This is a genomic window from Paenibacillus sp. CMM36 (genome assembly GCF_053570945.1).
The window spans coordinates 93,404-113,474 of record NZ_JBSEDY010000007.1; the positions used below are offsets into that span (position 1 = coordinate 93,404).

The window sequence follows — 20,071 nt, forward strand, 5'->3', positions numbered from 1 at the left end:
ACGATATCGTCACGTTACGCCATGATCGTGCAAGTGCGAAGAAGGGGATAAAAAAATGAAAGACATGTTATTCGTTGCCGCGGGCGGAGCGCTTGGAACCTCTACCCGTTATGGCCTGCAATCGCTGCTGCCTGCGGCGGGTGCGGATTTTCCACTTGGTGTGCTGCTAATTAATTGGATCGGCTGCCTGTTTCTTGGTTGGTTCTTTACGGTAACCTTGCGATCATGGCGGATCAAGCCGCGATTGCGACTTGCCATCGGAACAGGCTTTACAGGGGGCTTTACCACCTTTTCCACTTTTGCAGTGGATGCTGTACGCCTCACAGTTCACGATCGTATGCTGACGGCTGTGTTGTACCTCCTGCTAAGCGTAGGCGGAGGGCTATTTTTGACATGGACAGGTATCCGTCTAGGTACAAAAATGACGCAGGCTGCTCCGAAGGAGGAACGCTTATGATCTGGTGGGCGGCGGCAGGCGGGATTATGGGTACACTGGCGAGATACGGGCTTGGTATGTGGGCCGGCAAGAGGTTGGGTACCGTATTCCCGTGGGGGACGTGGATCATTAACGTCAGCGGTTCATTGCTGCTAGGCTGGCTCTATGGTGAGTTTACGCAACACCAGTTGTCTCCTGCACTCTGGATGCTGTTAGGAACAGGTTTTTGTGGCAGCTACACCACCTTTTCCACATTCGGCTATGAATCTCTTCAACTGATGGAGCGCAAAGAATACCGACGCATGGCTACGTATGTACTTTCCTCTGTCGTGGTAGGAGTTGTAGCTGCGGCTATCGGGTACAGAGTCAGTTAAGCTTTATACATTTTCGAAATAACACGTAAAAATGCAATAAAAAGCTTCCAATCCCGACTCAAGGCATTCTCAGCCGTGATACGGTTTTGGAAGCTTAGTGCTGTACCTATACAGCTATTTTTTATCTCGTTCTTTGTACAATTCAGGTAAAAGGGATTCGAGTTCAGGTCTTGGATCAGGATCAGACAACTTCATTTCCTCCAGCGTTTGGACGGCAATCCGCAGCACAGTATAATCCCTATACCAACGGTTGTCTGAAGGAACGACATACCAAGGAGCTTGTTTGGTTGCGCTTAGCTCTAATACATCCTCATAATACTGGGTATATTGCTTCCAAAATTTCCGTTCTTGCAAATCACTTGGATCGAGTTTCCAGTTTTTGTGAGGCTTTTCAATTCGGTCGATCAGCTTTTCTAACTGAAATTGCTTTGAAATATGTAAAAAGATTTTAACCACCTTTACACCATTATCCAGCAACAACTGTTCAAAATGCTTGATATGCTTAATATTCCGTTTGGCCTGCTTATCGGATATCTGTCCGTGAACACGTGTAATTAGCACATCTTCATAATAAGAACGGTTAAATGCTGCAATATATCCACGTCCTGGGGTAACGCTATGAGCACGCCACAAGAAATCATGACTTAATTCCTCAGCCGTAGGTGATTTGAAGCTGTGGACTGTCACCCCCGCCGGATTCAGATTAGAAAATACTTGTTTGATGACGCCATCTTTGCCGCTGCAATCCATGCCCTGAAATATAAACAAAACGGATTGTTTTTTCTCTGTAAATAATTTGCTTTGTAATTCCGTGAAGCGTTCCTTCAATTGATCTGTTTCCTGTCGGATTTCTTCTTTATTTTTGATATTATTTGTATCCTTAGGGTCCCATTCTTTCAAAGAAACTTTTTTACCTGGTGTCAGCATTCCTAATGAATCAGACATAAAGGCACGCTCCTTTTCAATTGAAGTATGATCTTGTTTACATCATATACCCAAATGAGGATGTTATCAAAAGTTACTTACCTTAAAGGAGGAATTCAATTGGCGACGATAGCTGAGATTTCTGAAGATTTAGAAAAATGGACTGTATTTCTTACAGCTTTATCTCCATACTCAGATGAGCTACTTCGTAAACCCATAGTGGGTACATGGTCAATACAAGATATGATCAGTCATATTATGGGGTGGGACAAAAGCTTCACTAAGACACTCATACAGATTATCAATGAGGAACAAATTACGCTCCAAGAACATCCTGATGTACAAGCGTTTAACGATTCGTCCGTTGCATTCGGCAGAAATATGAAACCACATGATTTGTTAAATGAAGCTATTGCAGAGCGTAGGCGAATGATTGTGAAGCTCAAGATGGTTTCAGAATCAATGTTTATCCGTCAATTTCCTAATAGCTCATACACCATGGGAAATTTTTTGCAAGAAATGTTTGTCCAGCATGACAGACATCATAAAGAGCAGATTATGAATTCTTTACAAGCCATGAACTAAAATAAACTTTCATAAAAAAAAGTCGCCCCTTCCAAATCTGGAGAGACGACTTTTTTAATTCCTGCTATATCAATGCAAAATGGCTTTCATTTAAACCGTTTCAGGCTGAAGTTTTTCAACCTTATCAATGGTTCCTCCACCCAGACAGCGTTCCCCGTCGTAAAATACAACAGCTTGTCCAGGCGTAATGGCCTTTTGATGTACATCGAATATGACATGCACGGTCCCATCCGCAAGCCATTGTAAAGTTACTTGCTGATCAGGTTGGCGATAACGGAATTTGGCTGTGCAACGGAATTCGCCGGTCGGACGAGTATCTGCGCCTTCAATCCAGTTCACATCTGTTGCAATCAGGCTGGTAGAATACAGGCTGTGGTGACGATCACCCTGTACCACATACAGAATATTCTTCTCCAGATCCTTATCCGCTACGAACCACGGTTCGCCTGAACCTGAGCCGCCAATGCCCAAGCCTTGACGTTGACCCAGTGTATAGTACATCAGACCATCGTGGCGTCCTTTGACTTCACCAGTAGCGATATCCACCATGTCTCCACCTTTTGCAGGTAGATATCCACTCAGAAACTCCTTGAAATTACGCTCGCCGATAAAACATACGCCTGTGCTGTCTTTCTTCTTGGCCGTATACAGTCCCGCAGCTTCCGCAATTTTACGCACTTCTGGTTTCGGCAGATGACCGATAGGGAACATGGTTCGGGATAGCTGCTTTTGGCTTAACGCATTCAGGAAATAAGTTTGATCCTTGTTGCTGTCCACGCCTCGCAGCAAAGTAAAGTGGCCGTCTTCTTCCACAACCCGTGCATAATGTCCAGTAGCAACATAATCTGCTCCCAAATCCAGCGCTTTATTTAGAAACTCGCCGAATTTAATTTCACGGTTACACATGACATCCGGGTTGGGTGTGCGTCCAGCTTTATATTCATCAAGAAAATAAGAGAATACTTTATCGAAGTATTCTTTTTCAAAATTGACGGTATAGTAAGGAATGTCGATCTGTTCGCAGACACGGCGCACATCCTCCGCATCCTCCTCAGCCGTACAACGGCCAAATTCATCCGTGTCATCCCAGTTTTTCATGAAGATGCCGATTACGTCATAGCCCTGCTCCTTCAGCAGCAGCGCAGTAACGGATGAGTCGACGCCACCGGACATCCCGACGACGACACGGGTTTCATGATTGGCTTTAGCCATGGTCATCACCCAATTCTTTCAATATAGTTGTAGAACCCACCTATTGTAACATAAACGATAATAAGATACGATGTTTGGACGATCAAACGACACGGCGAACGATGGAAGAAAGCTACATAAAACGGGCTAAAGCTGTTCCAAATCGCCCGAAAGCAACTTTTTTTAAGATTGTTACCGTAATGTTTCCCTTTACCTGCCCTAATATGTTAACATAAGCTGAGGGTTAGGATCGGAATAGAGAGGTTTACAGCACCAGTTATTCCGCGTGTTTAACGGAATTGTTACTATAAGTGAGGTGGCACAATTGAAAATATCAACGAAAGGCCGTTACGGCCTGACCATTATGATGGAACTTGCAGCCAGGTTTGGCGAAGGTCCAACTTCTTTGAAAAGTATTGCCGAAAAAAATCAGCTGTCAGAGCATTATCTGGAACAGCTCATTGCGCCTTTGCGTAATGCAGGTTTGGTAAAAAGTATCCGTGGTGCTTACGGCGGTTATATTTTGGCGAATGAACCGGCAGGAGTAACAGCGGGAGACATCATTCGTGTACTGGAAGGTCCGATTTCTCCGGTCGATTTCACGGAAGAAGACGATCCGGCAAAACGTCAGCTGTGGCTGCGAATTCGTGACAGCATCGCTGAAGTGTTGGATTCTACTACACTTAAGGACTTGATCACATACCAAGAACATGATGAATTGGATAATTACATGTTCTACATTTGAGGTGGATAACATGAACAGAATTTATCTGGATCATGCCGCATCGACTCCTATGCATCCTGAGGTTGCGCAGACTATGATGGACATCATGACTGGCCAATTCGGCAACGCTTCGAGCGTTCATGCCTTTGGCCGCGATGCCAAGCGCACCGTCAGCGCTGCTCGGGATGCCGTTGCGGCCTCTTTGGGCTGCAAGCCTGAAGAAATTATTTTTACGAGCGGAGGAACAGAAAGTGATAATCTGGCCCTGTTTGGGACGGCTACGGCAGACGGCCGTACTTCAGGGCATATGATTACAACTGCGGTTGAACATCATGCAGTGCTTCATGCTTGTGATGAGCTGGAAAAAGCGGGGTATGAGGTAACTTATGTCCCGGTCAACGGGTTTGGACGCGTGAACCCTGCGGATATCGAGGCTGCCATTCGACCAGATACTTTTTTGATCAGCATGATGTATGCCAACAATGAGGTGGGCGTCATTCAGCCGATCTCAGAAGTAGGGCAGATTGCGAGAGAACATGGAGTTGTATTCCATGTAGATGCGGTTCAAGCTTTCGGTCATATATCCATCGACTGCCGGAACCTTCCGATTGACTTACTGAGTGTGTCTGGTCATAAGATTAACGGACCGCAAGGGGTTGGGGCATTGTATATCCGCCAAGGTACACGCCTTCAGCCGCTAATGCATGGGGGACTTCAGGAAAAGAAACGCCGTGCCGGAACAGAAAATATCGCCGGTATTACGGGGCTGGCTAAAGCCGCAACTCTTGCTAATGCTTCCATTGAGGAGCGTGGGGCGCACGATACGGTTCTTCGCCAGACGTTGCTTAAAGGGTTGGAAGACACTCTGGGTAGCCAAAATTTTGTGATTAACGGTGACCCTGATCATTCTTTACCTAATGTTCTCAATGTTAGCTTTCCGGCCATTGGTACAGAGACCATGCTGATGAACCTTGATATGGAAGGAATCGCAGCAGCAAGCGGATCAGCCTGCACTTCCGGATCTTTAGAGCTATCGCATGTATTGCAGGCGATGGATCTTCCTGAAGATGTTTTACATTCAGCGATTCGGTTTAGCTTCGGTTTGGGTAATACTACGGAAGAAATGGAATACACGGCCAAGAAAATTGAAACCATATGGAAGCGGCTGCGTACTAGGTACTAGGGATTTCTCCGCATTTTAATAAGAAGGGAGGGGCGGTTTTTCCATTTCATTGCATGAACGGAAGCAAGGTCTGACAGGCATGTAGGAAAAGGACCGCACCTTCGTTCAGATTGCAGAATGAGGAGGTACCCTATATATGAAGCTTCAAGATATGATCGGACTTGCCGTTTTCGATGTGGAGGACGGGAAGCAGATTGGTAAAATACATGACTTTATGGTGACAGCGGATTGGCGAATCTCAGGGATCGAGTTGGAAGGAAAGGGACTTTTTTCTTCTCACGTGAAAATGGTTGCTTGGGATGACATCGTTGCTTACGGTGAGGATGCGATCATGATTCGCAATCAGCAGGCTGTGCGTAAAATGGAGGCCCATGATATACAACATACGTACTTGCTTGGGCCTTGTAAACTGAAGGATCTATCCGTGCTAACAGAGGAAGGGCTTATGCTCGGGCACATCTCGGATGTTTATTTTGACCAGGAAATGGGCAATAACATAATAGGCTTGGAAATCAGCGATGGTTTTGTATCGGATATTATAGAGGGGCGGAAATGGCTGCCCTGCACCGAAGAGATGTCCATCGGGGAAAATGCTGTTATGGTTCCCCCATTAAGCGAGCAGCGTCTGGAAAAAGCCATATATTCTGTTAATGGATAGGGTGAGTTTATTGAGATGTCCGAATTGTAATTCCAAAGATATCGGAAAAATTGGCTCCCATCAATTTTATTGCTGGGGATGCTTTATCGAACTTCAGGTGAATGGTGAAAAAATGTCTGTCTACCAAGTGGAAGAGGATGGAACGCTCAGTTCGCTGGACGACCTATTCTTTGGAGATGAGATGGCACAACAGGACTTGCCGCAAATTCACGCTTCTTCCTAAGCTGGACACCAAAAGTGGACAGGCTGCTAACTAAGAGGTGTGATCTACATACGGCTTAGTAGGTTGTATAACGCTTGATAAAAAACAACGAAGAGGGTGCCCCGTACGGCCATAATGGCTGAGGGCACCCTCTTTTGTATACCGTTATTGTGAAGATTGTAAGTTCTACAATTTAAAGCGTTTGACCTCTTCCAATAGAAGATCTGCATGAGAATCGAGTTTGGCAGAAAGGTCAGCAATATTATTCATGGCATGACCTTGTTCTTGCACAGAGGAGGCCACTTCCTCTGTAGATGCTGCACTTTGCTCAGAAACAGCGACAACGCTGGAAATGACGTCGGAAATATGCCCGGCATTCACACGGAGATCATCTGCGGCGGCTGTAACGTCCTCAATTTGGGCAAGCATATGCTGAGAAGCGCCACGAATGGACTCAAACGCCTGTCTCGTTGCAATGGCAGCGTGCTCCTGTTCTACAGTTACAGCAAGAGCCCTCTTCATTTCCTCCGCGCTTTGTACTCCTGCAATCTTAATTTCTTCCAGCTTACTCATGATACTGTCACTGGAACTGCCCGCTTGCTCAGCCAGCTTTCTCACTTCTCCCGCGACGACGGCAAAACCTCGTCCGTGTTCCCCGGCCCGTGCTGCTTCGATAGATGCATTGAGGGCCAGCAGGTTTGTTTGTGCGGCGATATCATGGATGGCTCCGGCCAGCCGCTCAATATCCTGAGTTTTTAGCGTGAGTGAATCTACGGCTTCCCCTGCCGCAGTCGTCGTTTGTCTGGACTCGGCGGCCAGTTTCGCTTGACGTTCAGCTGTTTCATACCCTGCAAGCACGGCAGAATCTGTTTCGAATACGGCAGTTTGGGTCCGTTTGACACTTTCGCCAATCTGGTCGATGGAGCCTGTCATGTGAGTCAGCTTCTCAGAGCCGGAATATACAGCCTCAGCTTGGTCGCTCGCTCCTTGGGCAAGTTCCTGAACTGCGCTGGAGATTTGTGACGCGATGGTTCCAGTATCCTTAGCGTGCTGATGCATATCATGGGAAGCTGAGCTGACATCGCCTGCAGTATCTGATACCTTGCGCAACAGGTGAGAGAGATTATCAGACATGATATTAAAATCTGTACCCAGGCTGGCAATTTCATCTTTACCCTTAATGTCCACACGAGCTGTCATATCGCCTTCAGCTATACGTTTGACGTTCACTTGAAGCTTCCGAATTGGCTTGATAAAGTTGTTTGCCGCCCAGATTGCCAGCAGCATAGCAACGACCAAGATGATAGCAACGGTAATAATCAACTGATTACGAGTGGAGTAATACTCCTGAAAAGCAATATCTTTTGAAATGGACAATCCTACAATCCAGCCAGTGCTAGGCATCTTTTTAAAATAAAGCTGACGGTCACTGCCATTATAGGTATAGTCTGTTTTTCCCGAAGCTGTGCTCAGCAGGGCCGCAGTTGATGAACCCAACTCGGGCGTATCCTTAAGGTTTTTACCGGCCAGCTTGCTGTCTGGGTGTGCGACCACAACTCCATTCTGGTCAATCAGAAATGCGTAGCCTAATCCGTTCAGGTTTATGTCTTTAATGATTTTTGTCATATCATTTAACATAATATCCTCGCTGACTACCCCGGTGATAGAGCCGTTGGAATCTTTGAGAGGTTTAGCAATAGAAATGGTGAAGTCATTGCTGCCTGCATCGGTGTAAGGTGAGGAATAATACATTTCTCCCTTGGTTTTGGCATCCTTGTACCACGGACGAGCGCGAGGATCATAACCAGCTTCAAACCAGCCAGATCCATCCCAGTAGGATCCATCTTCAAAGCCTGCGTAGATGTTGGAAATATTTTGATCTTTATAGTTTTCAAAAGCTGCTTTCAGAGATACGGTTTTGGCATCTGATGAAATATCACTCGATTCCAGACCTGCAGCCAGTGTCTCGATAATTTTGGCATTGCCGCTGGTCCATCCGTCGAGCTGATTGACGGTTTCGGTGGCTTTACTAGTCATAAGCTCTTGTATGTCACGGTTAGCCTGATTTTTGATACTTGTCATGCTAATAACGGATAAAGGCCCGGCTGCAACGATAACAATGCAAGTGAAAAGGAGAATAAGCTTGATTTTTAAGTTCATGTAATGACCCCCGATGTTTCAGAAATATGAAATCCTAAAATAGTGCTTTGTACTTATATCGTCAGATGGAATGACTTTGTTAATTATTTTCATCCGTTTTCATCATTTTTTTACAATGGTAATCGATGGAGCATTCCAGACTCGCGGGAAGGATTAAAGTAGAGGTACAGGCATATACTTAAAGAAGGCTAGTCCGGTAAGGGGGCACGAAATGGAGCAATTAACGAAAAGTAGACTGTTCCGGTACGGAATATGGACGCTGCTGGGACTTGTCATTCTATATTTTATCTGGCTGCTGCGACCTTTGTTTTTTCATTTGTATGAATTTCTGAAAACAATCATTGCTCCGTTTGCGGTAGCGATGATCATCTCCTATGTACTTAATCCTGTTGTCAATATGCTGGGCGGTCGCAAGGTGCCTCGAAGCGTAGCTGTGCTGCTCATCTATGCTGTATTTTTGGCCAGTCTCGTTGTGATTCTGATGAACCTGATTCCGATGTTTATTGAACAACTGGATGAGCTGAATGAGCATCTGCCTGAGCTGACCATGCATGCACAGGGATTAATGACGAATATGGATAGCGGCATTTTGCCCCAAGGGGTGCGAACGGGTATGAATCAATGGTTTTTCCAACTAGAGAATCGGATGGCAACCGGAATTTCTACCTTTATGGATAACATCGGCGGGATGATCAACATGCTGTTCAATGTATTCATTGTACCGTTCCTCATTTTTTATATTTTGAAAGATTTTGATGTGTTCGAGCGGACGATTGTGTCTTACCTCCCGCGTTCTCGTCGTAAGGCGATTGTAACGGTACTTAAGGAAATTGATCAGGCGCTTGGCAACTATGTCAGGGGACAATTACTGGTATGCGTCATTATTGGCGTGCTGGCTTATCTCGGATATATGCTGATTGGCATGCCTTATGCGCTGTTGCTGGCAGGAGTGGTTGCGGTTTTTAACATCGTTCCATATTTGGGCCCCTTTTTGGGAGCCGCTCCGGCAGTAATCATGGCTTCTACAATCTCCTTCAAAATGGTGCTTTTGGTCGTGGTCGTTAACACTTGTATTCAAGTGTTGGAAAGCAATGTCATTTCTCCCCAGGTGGTAGGACGAACGCTGCATCTGCATCCGATAGCCATTATTTTCGCTCTGCTAGTGGGTGGTGAAATTGCGGGAATTACCGGCTTGATTTTAGCGGTTCCCGTGATGGCGGTATTAAAGGTAGGACTTCAACATTTTTTTGCTTATTACGTGAAGCGGAAAACGATCTGATTTTGTCCTTACACCGTATGTATCTTGTCTGATATCGCGTTGACACGGCTAAATGACACGGATATACTGAATTGAGTATGTTTAAATGTGTTTATCCAGTAGGGAAAGCTCATTTCGAAGTGCGGGCTGAACCCGCCGGGATGCTCCCGTTACCAGTGAAAACAAGGCGATCGATCGTCCGTTAAGCAAATGTTGGTGTGCAGCTTGCGCATGGGCATTTCGTACAGAGGGGACGGCGTTAACCAGGGTGGTACCGCGATACAATCGTCCCTGATCCGTTCAGGGGCGTTTTTCTGTTTTTTTATGGCCTGTGCCAGGAACCAGTGACACCATAATTAGGAGGCTACTTATATGAAAGCTAGTGAAATCCGCTCCAAATGGCTGGAGTTTTTTGAAAGCAAGGGACATGTGATTGAACCAAGCGCGCCGCTTGTTCCACATAAAGATCCTTCCCTGCTGTGGATTAATGCGGGTATGGCACCGCTTAAGCCTTATTTTGACGGACGTGTGAAGCCAGAAAATCCACGTATCGCCAATTCGCAAAAATGTATTCGGACGAACGATATTGAGAATGTCGGTAAAACGCGCCGCCATCACACCTTTTTCGAAATGCTCGGCAACTTTTCTATTGGCGACTATTTTAAGGAAGAAGTCATTACATGGGCATGGGAGTTTCTGACGGATCCAAAATGGATTGGTTTTGATCCGGAACGTCTGGCTGTAACTGTGTATCCTGAGGATGAGGAAGCGTACAAGCTGTGGAACGAAAAAGTTGGACTTCCTGCCGAACGTATCATCAAACTGGAAGATAACTTTTGGGATATCGGTGAAGGTCCTTGCGGACCTTGTACGGAAATCTTTTATGATCGTGGCGAAGCCTACGGTAGCGACATGACGGACCCTGAAATGTATCCGGGGGGAGAAAATGAGCGTTATCTGGAAGTGTGGAACCTCGTTTTCTCACAATTCAACCATAACAAAGACGGTAGCTATACGCCGCTTCCAAACAAAAATATTGATACAGGGGCTGGATTGGAGCGTTTTGCATCCATTCTGCAAAATGTGGATTCCAACTTTGATACGGATATCTTCCAGCCACTAATTCAAAAAACAGCGGCGATGGCAGGAGTGAAATATAACGAAAATGTGGACAGTGATGTGGCTCTTAAGGTTATTGCTGACCATGTTCGTACCGTAGCTTTTGCAATTGGTGACGGTGTGCTGCCTTCTAATGAAGGACGCGGTTACGTGATCCGCCGTTTGCTGCGCCGGGCTGTGCGCTATGGCAAAATGCTGGGCATGAACCGTCCATTTATGTTTGAGCTGGTGGAAACCGTTGGGGATGTCATGGGTGTGTATTACCCTGAGGTAGTGGACAAGCGTGATTTCATCATCAAAGTGATCAAAACGGAAGAGGAACGCTTCCATGAAACACTGACAGATGGATTGGCAATTTTGTCCGATATCAGTGCTCAGGCGAAGGCAGAAGGTCGCAATGTCATTAGTGGAGCAGATGCCTTCAAACTGTATGATACGTACGGGTTCCCATTCGATCTCACAGAGGATTATGCAGACGAGCAGGGCTTGAAAGTAGACCGTGAAGGCTTTGATGAAGCGATGCAGGAACAACGCAAACGCGCCCGTGATGCACATCAGGACAGCGCCAGCATGAAGATTCAGGGCGGAGCTTTGTCCGATCTGGCGGTTAAAAGTGAATTTGTTGGATATAATGACCTCGTAACTGAGTCTAAAATTGTGGCGATTGTATATGAAGATGTACTGGTGGACACTGTTAGTGAAGGGCAGTCTTGCCAGGTCGTGCTGGATGTGACTCCTTTCTATGCCGAAAGCGGAGGACAAGTCAGTGACCAAGGCTTGCTGCGTGGAGGTACGGTAACCGCGAAGGTCGAAGGATTGTTTAAGGCGCCACAAGGTCAGCATGTGCATCAGGTTGTTGTAGAAGCTGGTGAGCTGAACGTTGGCGATACGGTGAAAGCTGAAGTTGATCAAGCTTCACGTGGAGAAATTGAGAAAAACCATACGGCTACGCATTTGCTTCACAAAGCGCTTAAAGAAGTGCTGGGTGACCATGTCAATCAGGCGGGTTCTTTGGTAGAGCCTGGGCGTCTGCGTTTTGATTTCTCCCATTTTGGAAGCATTACACCAGAAGAACTGGCGGATATTGAACTGCGTGTAAACCGTGCCATCTGGAGCCAACTGGACGTTAATATTGAACTGAAACCGATTGATGAAGCCAAGGCTCTCGGAGCAATGGCGCTGTTCGGTGAAAAATATGGAGATATCGTGCGGGTCGTTAAAGTAGGCGATTACAGCATTGAACTATGCGGTGGCTGTCATGTCAGCAATACTTCGCAAATTGGCTTGTTCAAGCTTGTCAGCGAGAGCGGCATTGGATCAGGTGTACGTCGTATTGAAGCGGTGACCGGACGTTTTGGTTTTGAATATATGGAAGGTCAATTAGAGCTGTTGAAGGTATCGGCTGGACTTGTAAAATCCAAGCTGTCTGAGGTACCAAAGCGTATCGAATCATTGCAGCAACAAATTAAAGACCTTAGTCGTGAAAATGAATCGCTGCAAAGCAAGCTGAGCGTTATTGAGGCAGGCCAGCTGACCGATCAGGTCGTGCAAGCAGGCGGGGTGCAACTGCTGGCTGCGCGCGTGCAGGCTTCCAGCATGGACGCGTTGCGTGCGATTGCTGATGAACTGAAAGGGAAACTTCCGGCTGCTGTGCTGGTGCTCGGCGCTGCAATGGACGATAAAGTTAATTTTGTCGTAGCAGTTCCGGCAGAGCATACCAAGGCCGGACTTCATGCAGGCAAGCTCGTGAAAGAAATTGCTGCCGTATGCGGTGGCGGCGGTGGCGGACGACCTGACATGGCGCAAGCCGGTGGTAAGGATGCCAGCAAGCTGGATGAAGCACTTCAACGTGCGCATGAACTGGTGGCGGCAGCCTCACAAGGATAAAGTTCGATATTTTTTGCAGATTTTTGGGAAAAAACGGGCTTAGATATTTCCTTGTAGGGCTTTGCTTATGGTATGATGTAAAAGAATAAGCTGGCATAAACATGTACACATGTTTTGTGGAAGCGAGGTGTCAACAATGGATTCCATGGACAAAACGGTCAAATTTAATGTCAAGGCAGATGAAAAGGAAGCTTCTGCTCAGGAGATTTTGTTGACCGTATATGATGCGTTGGTAGAAAAAGAATACAATCCGATCAATCAAATTGTCGGCTATTTGCTATCCGGTGATCCGGCTTATGTGCCACGGCATAATAATGCTAGAAGCCTGGTACGTAAAAAAGAACGCGATGAGTTGATTGAAGAGTTGGTTCGTTTCTATCTTGCTAAGCATCGTTAGGAGACAGGCATGAAAGTAATGGGATTGGATTACGGGGATCGCCGAATTGGGGTCGCCGTAAGTGATGCCTTCGGCTGGACCGCCCAAGGATTGGAAGTCATAGAACGACGCGGTGACGACAGCGAGTTCGGTAAAATTGCAAATTTGGTTCGTGAAAATGAGGTCGGCGAGGTTGTTGTTGGCTTGCCGAAAAACATGAACGGAACCGTGGGTCCACGCGGTGAGATTTGCATCGAGTTTGCGAACCGACTCAAGGAGTTACTGGGTTTACCCGTTCACCTTTGGGATGAACGGCTGACGACGCGTTCGGCGGAGCGTACGCTTCTGGAGGCCGACGTCAGCCGAAAAAAACGCAAGCAGGTGGTAGATAAACTGGCCGCAAGCCTGATCTTGCAAAACTATTTGGACGCACACAGTACAAGGTGAGGGGGATTTCGTAATGGCTGAAAATCAAGTGGGTATGGAAGAAGAGCCGGAAATTATTTATATTGCCGATGACGAGGGCAACGAGGAAGAGTTCGAGGTCATTATGAAGTTTGAGGTAGATGGTTCCGAAGCGAAGTACATGATGGTTGCGCCAGTGGACCCTGAAGCTGATGAGTCCGATGTGTACGCCTTCCGTTACGAGGAAGAAGGCGATGATATTAAATTGTTTGTGATCCAAGACGATGCCGAATGGGAAATCGTCGAAGAGACCTTTAATACATTCGTAGAAGAAGAGGAAGAGGAAGAGGAAGACGGGAAATGACGAGCTATTCACGTGAAGACCTGAGTTGGACCTCTGATTTGAAGGAAACGTTCGACGGCGATGTAGAGTTGCAGGATGAACAGGGCCATGCGATTCGCATGGAATTGGAAGCAGAGTTCAAGGTAGGGGAGCAACGGTACGCCGTATTGCGTAGACCCGGGGCTGCTGTTGGCGAACATGAACTTTACCATGTAAGCTCATCCACAGACGGCGAAATCTCTATCACCACCATTGAAGATGATGATGAGTGGGAAGATATTTCCGAACTGTACGATGAATGTACGTTGCCGGAAGAACTGTAAGTCTGGATAGCGATGAGATCAAACCTGAAAGGGCGGACCAGTCCGCCCTTTTTGGCTGTGAAGGAGTTGGGTGGATGTGAAGCGAAGGACGAGGATGTTTACGTTGTTGCTACTGCTTATCATTATAGCAGGAGGGGTAGCCCTCTATATTTGGAATGCCATGCAGCCTGTTCAGCCCCAAACACAACCCGTTGCTTTTACGGTGGTGCAGGGAACAGGAACATCGGCAATCGCAGATACGCTGGAGCAAAAGGGACTTATACGTAATGCGCTCGTGTTTAAGGCTTATGTAAAATTCAAACAGCAAGGAAGCGCATTTCAGGCCGGAAAATATGAGGCGCAGCCTGGCGCAACCTTTGATCAGTTGATTACTAAGTTATCGGCTGGAGATGTTGTCAAAGAGGAAATGATTCGTTTTACAATCCCGGAAGGTTTTACGATTAGACAGATGGCTGATAAGCTGCAAAAGGAAGGACTGGCAGACCGGCAGCAATTTTTGCAGCTGGCCAACGATCCGTCCGCTTTTGACGTCGCGCTGGTGCGGGACATTCCAAAGCAGGCGGGGCTTCGCTATGCGCTGGAGGGCTACCTTTTCCCGGAAACCTATGAGCTGAAAAAGGGCAGCACGGCCAAAGATATGATACAGGTGATGCTAGAACAGACACAAAAGCGGTTGGAGACTGTTTCCGATCTGGATGCCAAGCTGAAACAGCGGGGTGAAACGCTGCATCAACTGCTGACGGTTGCTTCTTTGGTAGAGCGCGAGGTGGTTGTGGAAGATGAGCGGTCTGTAGTAGCTGGCGTCATTTATAACCGGCTCAAACAGGGTAAGAAGCTGGAAATTGATGCTACGGTTCAATATATGCTGGACAAGCAAAAAGAACGGCTGTATTACAAGGATTTGGCTGTGGAAAGCCCTTATAATACGTATTTGCATCTGGGACTTCCACCAGGGCCGATTGCAAGTCCCAGTCTGAACTCAGTGATAGCGGCTTTACAGCCGAAAGCTACAGATTATTTATTTTATGTGACCAAAAAAGACGGGACACATGAACATTTGTTTGCCAAAACGTATAAAGAACATTTGCATAACATTCAGGTAAGTAACCGTAAGACAAATTAGGAGGTGAGCCTATGGCTTACAAACCCGAACTACTGGCAACTGCCAGCTCTCCGGAGGATGCCCGCCATATGCTGGGGGCTGGAGCTACTGCATTACTTATTGGAGATGACCGCTTTGGAATGCGACTGCCGGGACATTTTACACCGGACCAAATCCGTGAAGTGGTAGAAGAAGCACGCAAGCATGCGGCGCAGGTATATGTATCTATGACGAATTTGATGACGAACGAGCTATTGCCGCTCCTTCCCGAATATGTGCAGACCCTAGCTGGATGCGGCATAGACGCCATTGAGTTTAATGATCCCGCAGTGCTTATGGCCGTGAAGGAGTATGCCCCGCATCTGAAGCTGTTCTGGAACGGAGAGATGATCTCTACCAACTTCGCAACCGCCAACTATTGGGGTGAAAAGGGGGCTTCCCGGGTCATTTTGGCTCGTGAGCTGAGTATGGATGAAATTACCGAAATGATACCAAAGTTGAACATAGAAGCACAGGTTCAGGTACATGGCATGACTAATATTTATCACTCCAAGCGTAAGCTTGTTCAAAGTTATATGCTGCACCAGGGACGTAATGTAGAAGGGGATTTGGGTAGAGGACGCGGCTTGTTTCTGATTGAAGCAGAGCGGAAAGAAGAGAAGTTCCCTATTTACGAGGATATAAATGGGACACATATTATGAGTTCAGATGATTTTTGCATCATGGAGGACCTGCATATTCTAATGGAGGCGGGCGTGCATAGCTTTAAGATCGAGGGCTTATTGAAGCCTACGGCTTACAATGAGGCGGTTGTTCGTGCTTATCGTAAAGCAATAGATAGTTATACAGCCGACCCGGATGCTTACGCTTATGATGAAAGCTGGCTGGATGAAGTTCGCCGTCTTCAAGATCCTGAACGGGAACTTTCCTTCGGATTTTTCTATAAAGAGCAGGTTTATTAATTTTAAAATGAATTTACAGAGGGGGGAACGTCATGGGGACGATAACCAAAGCGAGAAAATATATAGGTAAACGGAATCGTTTGGACAAGCCGGAGCTGTTGGCTCCTGCCGGAAATCTGGAAAAACTGAAGTTTGCCGTTCACTATGGCGCGGATGCTGTATATATTGGTGGACAAAAATATGGTCTGCGTTCTAACGCCGATAATTTCAGTTTTGAGGAAATGCGCGAAGGTGTAGAATTTGCGAACAAGTATGGTGCTAAAGTGCTTGTGGCCACCAATATCTATGCCCACAATGAAGATATTGCCGGAATTGAGGAGTACTTGCGCAATCTGTACGAGGCGGGAATTCATGCCGTTATCGTCGCTGATCCGGCTATTGTATCCGTGGCATTGCGCGCTGTTCCTGGATTGGAAGTGCATTTGAGCACACAGCAGTCCACGCTGAACTGGCAAGCGGTAAAGTTTTGGAAAAACGAGGGGTTACCGCGTGTGGTACTTGGACGTGAGACCAGTCTGGAGGAAATCGAAGAAATTAAAAAGCATGTGGACATCGAAATCGAGGCTTTTGTCCATGGTGCGATGTGCTCTTCATTTTCCGGCCGCTGCGTGTTGTCCAATCACTTTACAGACCGTGATTCCAATCGTGGGGGATGTTGTCAGTCTTGCCGCTGGAAATACGATCTGTTTGAGGATGCCCGCCCAGGTGAGGTTTGGATATCTGAAGAAGAGGCACAGGTTAGCAATGCACTGAAACAGTTCCAGCTCGGTGTTAACCAGCTTCCATTGTTTGAAGAGAGTGATAATGCTTTTTCTATGGGTTCCAAGGATCTATGTATGATTGAAAATGTCCCTGATCTGATTGATGTAGGTGTAGACAGTTTTAAAGTAGAGGGACGGATGAAGTCTATCCACTATGTGGCAACGGTCGTGAATGTCTATCGTCAAGCGATTGATTCCTATATGGCTGATCCTGAAAATTATGTGCTCAAACCAGAATGGATTGAAGAAATTAACAAGGCAGCTAATCGTCCGCTGAATACAGGGTTTTTCTACGATACACCGGATCATGAGGATCATATTTATGAGCCGGAAGAAAAGGCAGTCCCTTATGATTTTGCTGGACTAGTCATGGACTACGATGCCGCGAGTGGGATCGCAACTATTCAACAACGGAACCATTTTAAACCCGGTCATGAAATTGAATTTTTCGGTCCGAACGGAACATTCTTCAAACAAACGGTCGGAACGATCTGGGATGAGGAAGGCAACGAGTTGGATGCTGCTCGTCACCCGCTTCAACGAATTAGAATGAAGGTAGATCAGCCCGTATCGTATTTTGATATGATGCGTAAAAAGAAATAAATAAGCCTTAAGTCACAGATGAAAGAATCAAAAGCCTCTCCTATCGGTTGGAGAGGCCTTTTTTTGAATAGTTTTCTAGGAAAAAAGTTTCACAAAATTTAGTTGATGCTCAAAGGAAAGCTACATTCCTTGTCGAATAGTTCCGATAGAAGTTATATAGATAATAGATACATAATGGATGACGTGGAATTAGAAACTAATTATATGGTGGTAGGTGAGAGGAATGGGTTTACGGAAAAAAGAGGGGAATACAGTAAAAAGGCAACCCAAGAAAACGGATCAAATGCAGGGTTTGAAAGGCAGTAAAGCAACGGATAAAGGAGAACAAATGGTTGCGGTGTCTTCGAAGGTTGCCCCCTGGTTAGCTAAGGCGATTCGTAAGGGTACACACAATTTAAAGCGTTTACTTAAGCCAGAAAGGTACAGTAAAGATTTCATGCATTTGGTCAAAAACTATAATCCGATACGTTCGGTTGGAATGAAGTTGTTTCTGATCTTTTTTGCGGCAATTATGTTATTTGTGGTCAGCTTGGGGATGCTCTCATACTACAAGGCTAAAAGTACGATTGAGCAAAATGCAGCAACGGCTTATCAGCAGACCGTTCAGCAAACTTCAGAAAAGCTTGACATTATTCTAGAGCGCTTTCAAGACACATCGACACAGGTATTTTTTGATACTGAATTAAGTGATCAGTTGCAAAAGGCTGTAAAGCAAGATAAAAATCCCTTTGCATCTTTTGTTGCTATGGGCGAAGTAAACAAGAAGTTAACGAATATTGCTTTTACGAATAAAGCGATTGATTCATTGTACTTGTACCCGGAAGAAACCAAGTTTGCTGCTATGGGCACTGGAACACAAAAAGATGTACGGCAGGAAGCATGGTTTAAGGATATTTTGAAAAACAAGGGAATTGTTTGGTTACCTACACAGGTGAATGACAATGGCAGCAAGACCTTTCGCCTAGCACGCTCCATGAACAGTATGTCCGGGTTGGGAGGGACTTACGTTCTGGTTATGGATTTAAAGTCCAGTGCGGTGGAGGACGAGTTGAAAGGTGTTAATTTGGGCTCAGGCAGTATGATTAGCCTTGTGACAGACAAGGGTGAGTTTGTAGGCTCTAACAATGAGAGCTTGGCTGGAGGAAAGACAAAGCTGGATTACGTTTCCAAGCTTGAGGGGATCGAAGGAAATCAAATTATGGAGCAGGAAGCAGACGGCAAAGAGCAAAATGTGCTTGCGGTTCATAATACGCTGGGAACTTCCAAATGGATTCTCGTGGGTGTAGTACCTGTATCTGAGCTGGTGAGAGACGCTAAGGGGATTCTAACCACGACCTGGATATTTGCTGCAGTGGCTGCACTCATTGCATTGTTCATTGGCCTATGGATCGTGCGTCTCGTGGCTCGTCCATTGACACACCTGAAGGATTTAATGGTCGAAGGCGCCAAAGGCAACTTGCAAATTCGAACGAACTATAAGGCTGAGGATGAAATTGGGCAGTTGTCAGAAAGCTTTGATATCATGATGGAGCAAATTACATTGCTGGTAGAGCAGACGAATGCCTCAGCTCAGGAGGTTCTGAAAACAGCGACGGAACTAGGCGATGCCTCGAAGAAGACAGCCATTTCAGCCAAAGAAATAGCAGCAGCAACGGAAGAAATTGCTCATGGCGCCGCCAGTTTGGCAACAGAGGCCGAACGTGGCAGCGGACTAACCGGGAATATATCTCAGCAAATGGATACGGTTATGGCTTCCAATCATGAAATGAGTCTGGTCGCACAAGAAGTTGAACAATCCAGTGAACAAGGGACAGTTCAACTGAAAACTCTATTGAGCAAGACTAAGGTTACGGAAGAAACTACGCATGCTCTGGTAGGCAAAGTAGATGAACTGAAGAAGACAACTTCCGATGTCTTTAAGGTGCTGGACGTATTACAGGATATTGCTAAACAAACGAATATTCTATCACTGAATGCGACGATTGAAGCAGCACGAGCGGGGACGGCTGGGCGTGGTTTTATGGTGGTAGCTAATGAGGTTCGGCAGTTGGCTGAACAATCACGTCAAGCTATTCGCACAGCTACGGGTATTACTAATAACATCGTCAATGAGATGAATGAAACGGTACAGGCATTATCTGAGGTGTACCCGCTGTTCCGGGAGCAAATGGGAGCCGTGCAGGAAACAACGGACATTTTCCAATCGGTGCAGCAGCAAATGGGAGAGTTCGCGCTTCGGTTGGGAACGGTCACCGCCTCCATTCATCATCTGAGTGAATCACAGACCACATTGTCCGAGGCAATGACCAATGTAAGTGCAGTAGCTGAGCAATCCTCGGCCACTTCACAGGAAGTCGCTTCACTCAGCACTGAACAGGCCAATATTGGTAATCAACTGGTAGGTTTGTCGGATAAACTGGAAGGAGTATCAGTGAACTTGAAGGAACAGCTTTCGCGGTTTACGGTGTAGATATAACTAAACCATGGGAATCAGG

General features: G+C 46.3%; 20 protein-coding genes. 17 read left to right on the forward strand and 3 right to left on the reverse strand.

What is annotated here, in order from left to right; genetic code table 11:
- Positions 1–55: 55 nt before the first annotated feature.
- Entirely contained in the window at positions 56–457 is a 402-nt protein-coding gene (crcB, locus tag ACWA2B_RS15535; protein WP_029515733.1) for a fluoride efflux transporter CrcB, read from the forward strand.
- Positions 454–810: a fluoride efflux transporter CrcB gene (gene crcB / locus ACWA2B_RS15540; RefSeq protein ID WP_029515732.1), complete on the forward strand. Its 357-nt coding sequence runs from the start codon at positions 454–456 to the stop codon at positions 808–810. Before crcB (ACWA2B_RS15535) ends, crcB (ACWA2B_RS15540) begins: the two co-directional genes overlap by 4 nt.
- 114 nt (positions 811–924) lie before the next feature.
- On the opposite strand, the gene ACWA2B_RS15545 is transcribed toward crcB (ACWA2B_RS15540), so the two are convergent.
- The gene (locus ACWA2B_RS15545) at positions 925–1,755 is read right to left on the reverse strand and encodes a PPK2 family polyphosphate kinase (protein ID WP_165149671.1); all 831 of its coding nucleotides are present in this window, start codon (positions 1,753–1,755) and stop codon (positions 925–927) included.
- A gap of 99 nt (positions 1,756–1,854) precedes the next feature.
- On the opposite strand from ACWA2B_RS15545, the gene ACWA2B_RS15550 reads away from it, so the two are divergent.
- A complete protein-coding gene (locus ACWA2B_RS15550; RefSeq protein ID WP_069012468.1) occupies positions 1,855–2,319 on the forward strand; it encodes a DinB family protein in 465 nt (154 codons plus the stop codon).
- Positions 2,320–2,409: 90 nt separating this feature from the next.
- Here the strand turns inward: ACWA2B_RS15550 and mnmA are convergent, their stop codons facing one another.
- A complete protein-coding gene (gene mnmA, locus ACWA2B_RS15555; RefSeq protein ID WP_029515730.1) occupies positions 2,410–3,531 on the reverse strand; it encodes a tRNA 2-thiouridine(34) synthase MnmA in 1,122 nt (373 codons plus the stop codon).
- Between the two features lie 304 nt (positions 3,532–3,835).
- On the opposite strand from mnmA, the gene cymR reads away from it, so the two are divergent.
- The 4 genes from cymR to ACWA2B_RS15575 all read left to right on the forward strand — a co-directional run bounded on the left by cymR (position 3,836) and on the right by ACWA2B_RS15575 (position 6,298).
- On the forward strand, positions 3,836–4,255 hold the full coding sequence (gene cymR, locus ACWA2B_RS15560) for a cysteine metabolism transcriptional regulator CymR (protein ID WP_013311532.1): 420 nt from the start codon (positions 3,836–3,838) through the stop codon (positions 4,253–4,255).
- Positions 4,256–4,265: 10 nt separating this feature from the next.
- Positions 4,266–5,417: a cysteine desulfurase family protein gene (locus tag ACWA2B_RS15565; RefSeq protein ID WP_029515729.1), complete on the forward strand. Its 1,152-nt coding sequence runs from the start codon at positions 4,266–4,268 to the stop codon at positions 5,415–5,417.
- 136 nt (positions 5,418–5,553) lie between these two features.
- Positions 5,554–6,075 carry a PRC-barrel domain-containing protein gene (locus ACWA2B_RS15570; protein WP_029515728.1) on the forward strand — a complete coding sequence of 174 codons (522 nt, stop codon included), beginning with the start codon at positions 5,554–5,556 and terminating at the stop codon, positions 6,073–6,075.
- 10 nt (positions 6,076–6,085) lie between these two features.
- Positions 6,086–6,298 carry a hypothetical protein gene (locus ACWA2B_RS15575; RefSeq protein WP_013311529.1) on the forward strand — a complete coding sequence of 71 codons (213 nt, stop codon included), beginning with the start codon at positions 6,086–6,088 and terminating at the stop codon, positions 6,296–6,298.
- Between the two features lie 165 nt (positions 6,299–6,463).
- On the opposite strand, the gene ACWA2B_RS15580 is transcribed toward ACWA2B_RS15575, so the two are convergent.
- Positions 6,464–8,437: a methyl-accepting chemotaxis protein gene (locus ACWA2B_RS15580; RefSeq protein WP_029515727.1), complete on the reverse strand. Its 1,974-nt coding sequence runs from the start codon at positions 8,435–8,437 to the stop codon at positions 6,464–6,466.
- 211 nt (positions 8,438–8,648) lie between these two features.
- Here ACWA2B_RS15580 and ACWA2B_RS15585 point away from each other — a divergent pair, with 211 nt between their 5' ends.
- The 10 genes from ACWA2B_RS15585 to ACWA2B_RS15630 all read left to right on the forward strand — a co-directional run bounded on the left by ACWA2B_RS15585 (position 8,649) and on the right by ACWA2B_RS15630 (position 20,046).
- Positions 8,649–9,716, forward strand: coding sequence for an AI-2E family transporter (locus tag ACWA2B_RS15585; protein WP_029515726.1), 1,068 nt, complete (start codon positions 8,649–8,651; stop codon positions 9,714–9,716).
- A 351-nt stretch (positions 9,717–10,067) separates the two neighbouring features.
- Positions 10,068–12,701: an alanine--tRNA ligase gene (gene alaS / locus ACWA2B_RS15590; protein WP_029515725.1), complete on the forward strand. Its 2,634-nt coding sequence runs from the start codon at positions 10,068–10,070 to the stop codon at positions 12,699–12,701.
- A 136-nt stretch (positions 12,702–12,837) separates the two neighbouring features.
- On the forward strand, positions 12,838–13,098 hold the full coding sequence (locus tag ACWA2B_RS15595) for an IreB family regulatory phosphoprotein (protein ID WP_007431624.1): 261 nt from the start codon (positions 12,838–12,840) through the stop codon (positions 13,096–13,098).
- A 9-nt stretch (positions 13,099–13,107) separates the two neighbouring features.
- Positions 13,108–13,524 (forward strand): Holliday junction resolvase RuvX, encoded by a 417-nt coding sequence (gene ruvX, locus ACWA2B_RS15600; protein ID WP_029515724.1) that lies wholly within the window; start codon positions 13,108–13,110, stop codon positions 13,522–13,524.
- Positions 13,525–13,537: 13 nt separating this feature from the next.
- On the forward strand, positions 13,538–13,846 hold the full coding sequence (locus ACWA2B_RS15605) for a DUF1292 domain-containing protein (protein ID WP_241113411.1): 309 nt from the start codon (positions 13,538–13,540) through the stop codon (positions 13,844–13,846).
- On the forward strand, positions 13,843–14,148 hold the full coding sequence (locus ACWA2B_RS15610) for a DUF1292 domain-containing protein (RefSeq protein ID WP_013311522.1): 306 nt from the start codon (positions 13,843–13,845) through the stop codon (positions 14,146–14,148). Before ACWA2B_RS15605 ends, ACWA2B_RS15610 begins: the two co-directional genes overlap by 4 nt.
- A 94-nt stretch (positions 14,149–14,242) precedes the next feature.
- A complete protein-coding gene (gene mltG, locus ACWA2B_RS15615; protein WP_069012469.1) occupies positions 14,243–15,271 on the forward strand; it encodes an endolytic transglycosylase MltG in 1,029 nt (342 codons plus the stop codon).
- Between the two features lie 11 nt (positions 15,272–15,282).
- Positions 15,283–16,212, forward strand: coding sequence for a peptidase U32 family protein (locus tag ACWA2B_RS15620; RefSeq protein WP_340932934.1), 930 nt, complete (start codon positions 15,283–15,285; stop codon positions 16,210–16,212).
- Positions 16,213–16,244: 32 nt separating this feature from the next.
- Positions 16,245–17,576: a peptidase U32 family protein gene (locus tag ACWA2B_RS15625; RefSeq protein ID WP_069012471.1), complete on the forward strand. Its 1,332-nt coding sequence runs from the start codon at positions 16,245–16,247 to the stop codon at positions 17,574–17,576.
- Positions 17,577–17,799: 223 nt separating this feature from the next.
- Positions 17,800–20,046: a methyl-accepting chemotaxis protein gene (locus tag ACWA2B_RS15630; RefSeq protein ID WP_449292373.1), complete on the forward strand. Its 2,247-nt coding sequence runs from the start codon at positions 17,800–17,802 to the stop codon at positions 20,044–20,046.
- The last annotated feature ends 25 nt before the right edge of the window (positions 20,047–20,071 follow it).

Bases quoted from the DNA above. Each gene is read 5' to 3' on its own strand.
- crcB (WP_029515733.1), top strand. From the start codon at position 56: ATGAAAGACATGTTATTCGTTGCCGCGGGCGGAGCGCTTGGAACCTCT.
- crcB (WP_029515732.1), top strand. From the start codon at position 454: ATGATCTGGTGGGCGGCGGCAGGCGGGATTATGGGTACACTGGCGAGA.
- ACWA2B_RS15545 (WP_165149671.1), bottom strand. From the start codon at position 1,755: ATGTCTGATTCATTAGGAATGCTGACACCAGGTAAAAAAGTTTCTTTG.
- mnmA (WP_029515730.1), bottom strand. From the start codon at position 3,531: ATGGCTAAAGCCAATCATGAAACCCGTGTCGTCGTCGGGATGTCCGGT.
- ACWA2B_RS15565 (WP_029515729.1), top strand. From the start codon at position 4,266: ATGAACAGAATTTATCTGGATCATGCCGCATCGACTCCTATGCATCCT.
- ACWA2B_RS15570 (WP_029515728.1), top strand. From the start codon at position 5,554: ATGAAGCTTCAAGATATGATCGGACTTGCCGTTTTCGATGTGGAGGAC.
- ACWA2B_RS15580 (WP_029515727.1), bottom strand. From the start codon at position 8,437: ATGAACTTAAAAATCAAGCTTATTCTCCTTTTCACTTGCATTGTTATC.
- ACWA2B_RS15585 (WP_029515726.1), top strand. From the start codon at position 8,649: ATGGAGCAATTAACGAAAAGTAGACTGTTCCGGTACGGAATATGGACG.
- alaS (WP_029515725.1), top strand. From the start codon at position 10,068: ATGAAAGCTAGTGAAATCCGCTCCAAATGGCTGGAGTTTTTTGAAAGC.
- ACWA2B_RS15595 (WP_007431624.1), top strand. From the start codon at position 12,838: ATGGATTCCATGGACAAAACGGTCAAATTTAATGTCAAGGCAGATGAA.
- ruvX (WP_029515724.1), top strand. From the start codon at position 13,108: ATGAAAGTAATGGGATTGGATTACGGGGATCGCCGAATTGGGGTCGCC.
- ACWA2B_RS15605 (WP_241113411.1), top strand. From the start codon at position 13,538: ATGGCTGAAAATCAAGTGGGTATGGAAGAAGAGCCGGAAATTATTTAT.
- ACWA2B_RS15610 (WP_013311522.1), top strand. From the start codon at position 13,843: ATGACGAGCTATTCACGTGAAGACCTGAGTTGGACCTCTGATTTGAAG.
- mltG (WP_069012469.1), top strand. From the start codon at position 14,243: ATGTTTACGTTGTTGCTACTGCTTATCATTATAGCAGGAGGGGTAGCC.
- ACWA2B_RS15620 (WP_340932934.1), top strand. From the start codon at position 15,283: ATGGCTTACAAACCCGAACTACTGGCAACTGCCAGCTCTCCGGAGGAT.
- ACWA2B_RS15625 (WP_069012471.1), top strand. From the start codon at position 16,245: ATGGGGACGATAACCAAAGCGAGAAAATATATAGGTAAACGGAATCGT.
- ACWA2B_RS15630 (WP_449292373.1), top strand. From the start codon at position 17,800: ATGGGTTTACGGAAAAAAGAGGGGAATACAGTAAAAAGGCAACCCAAG.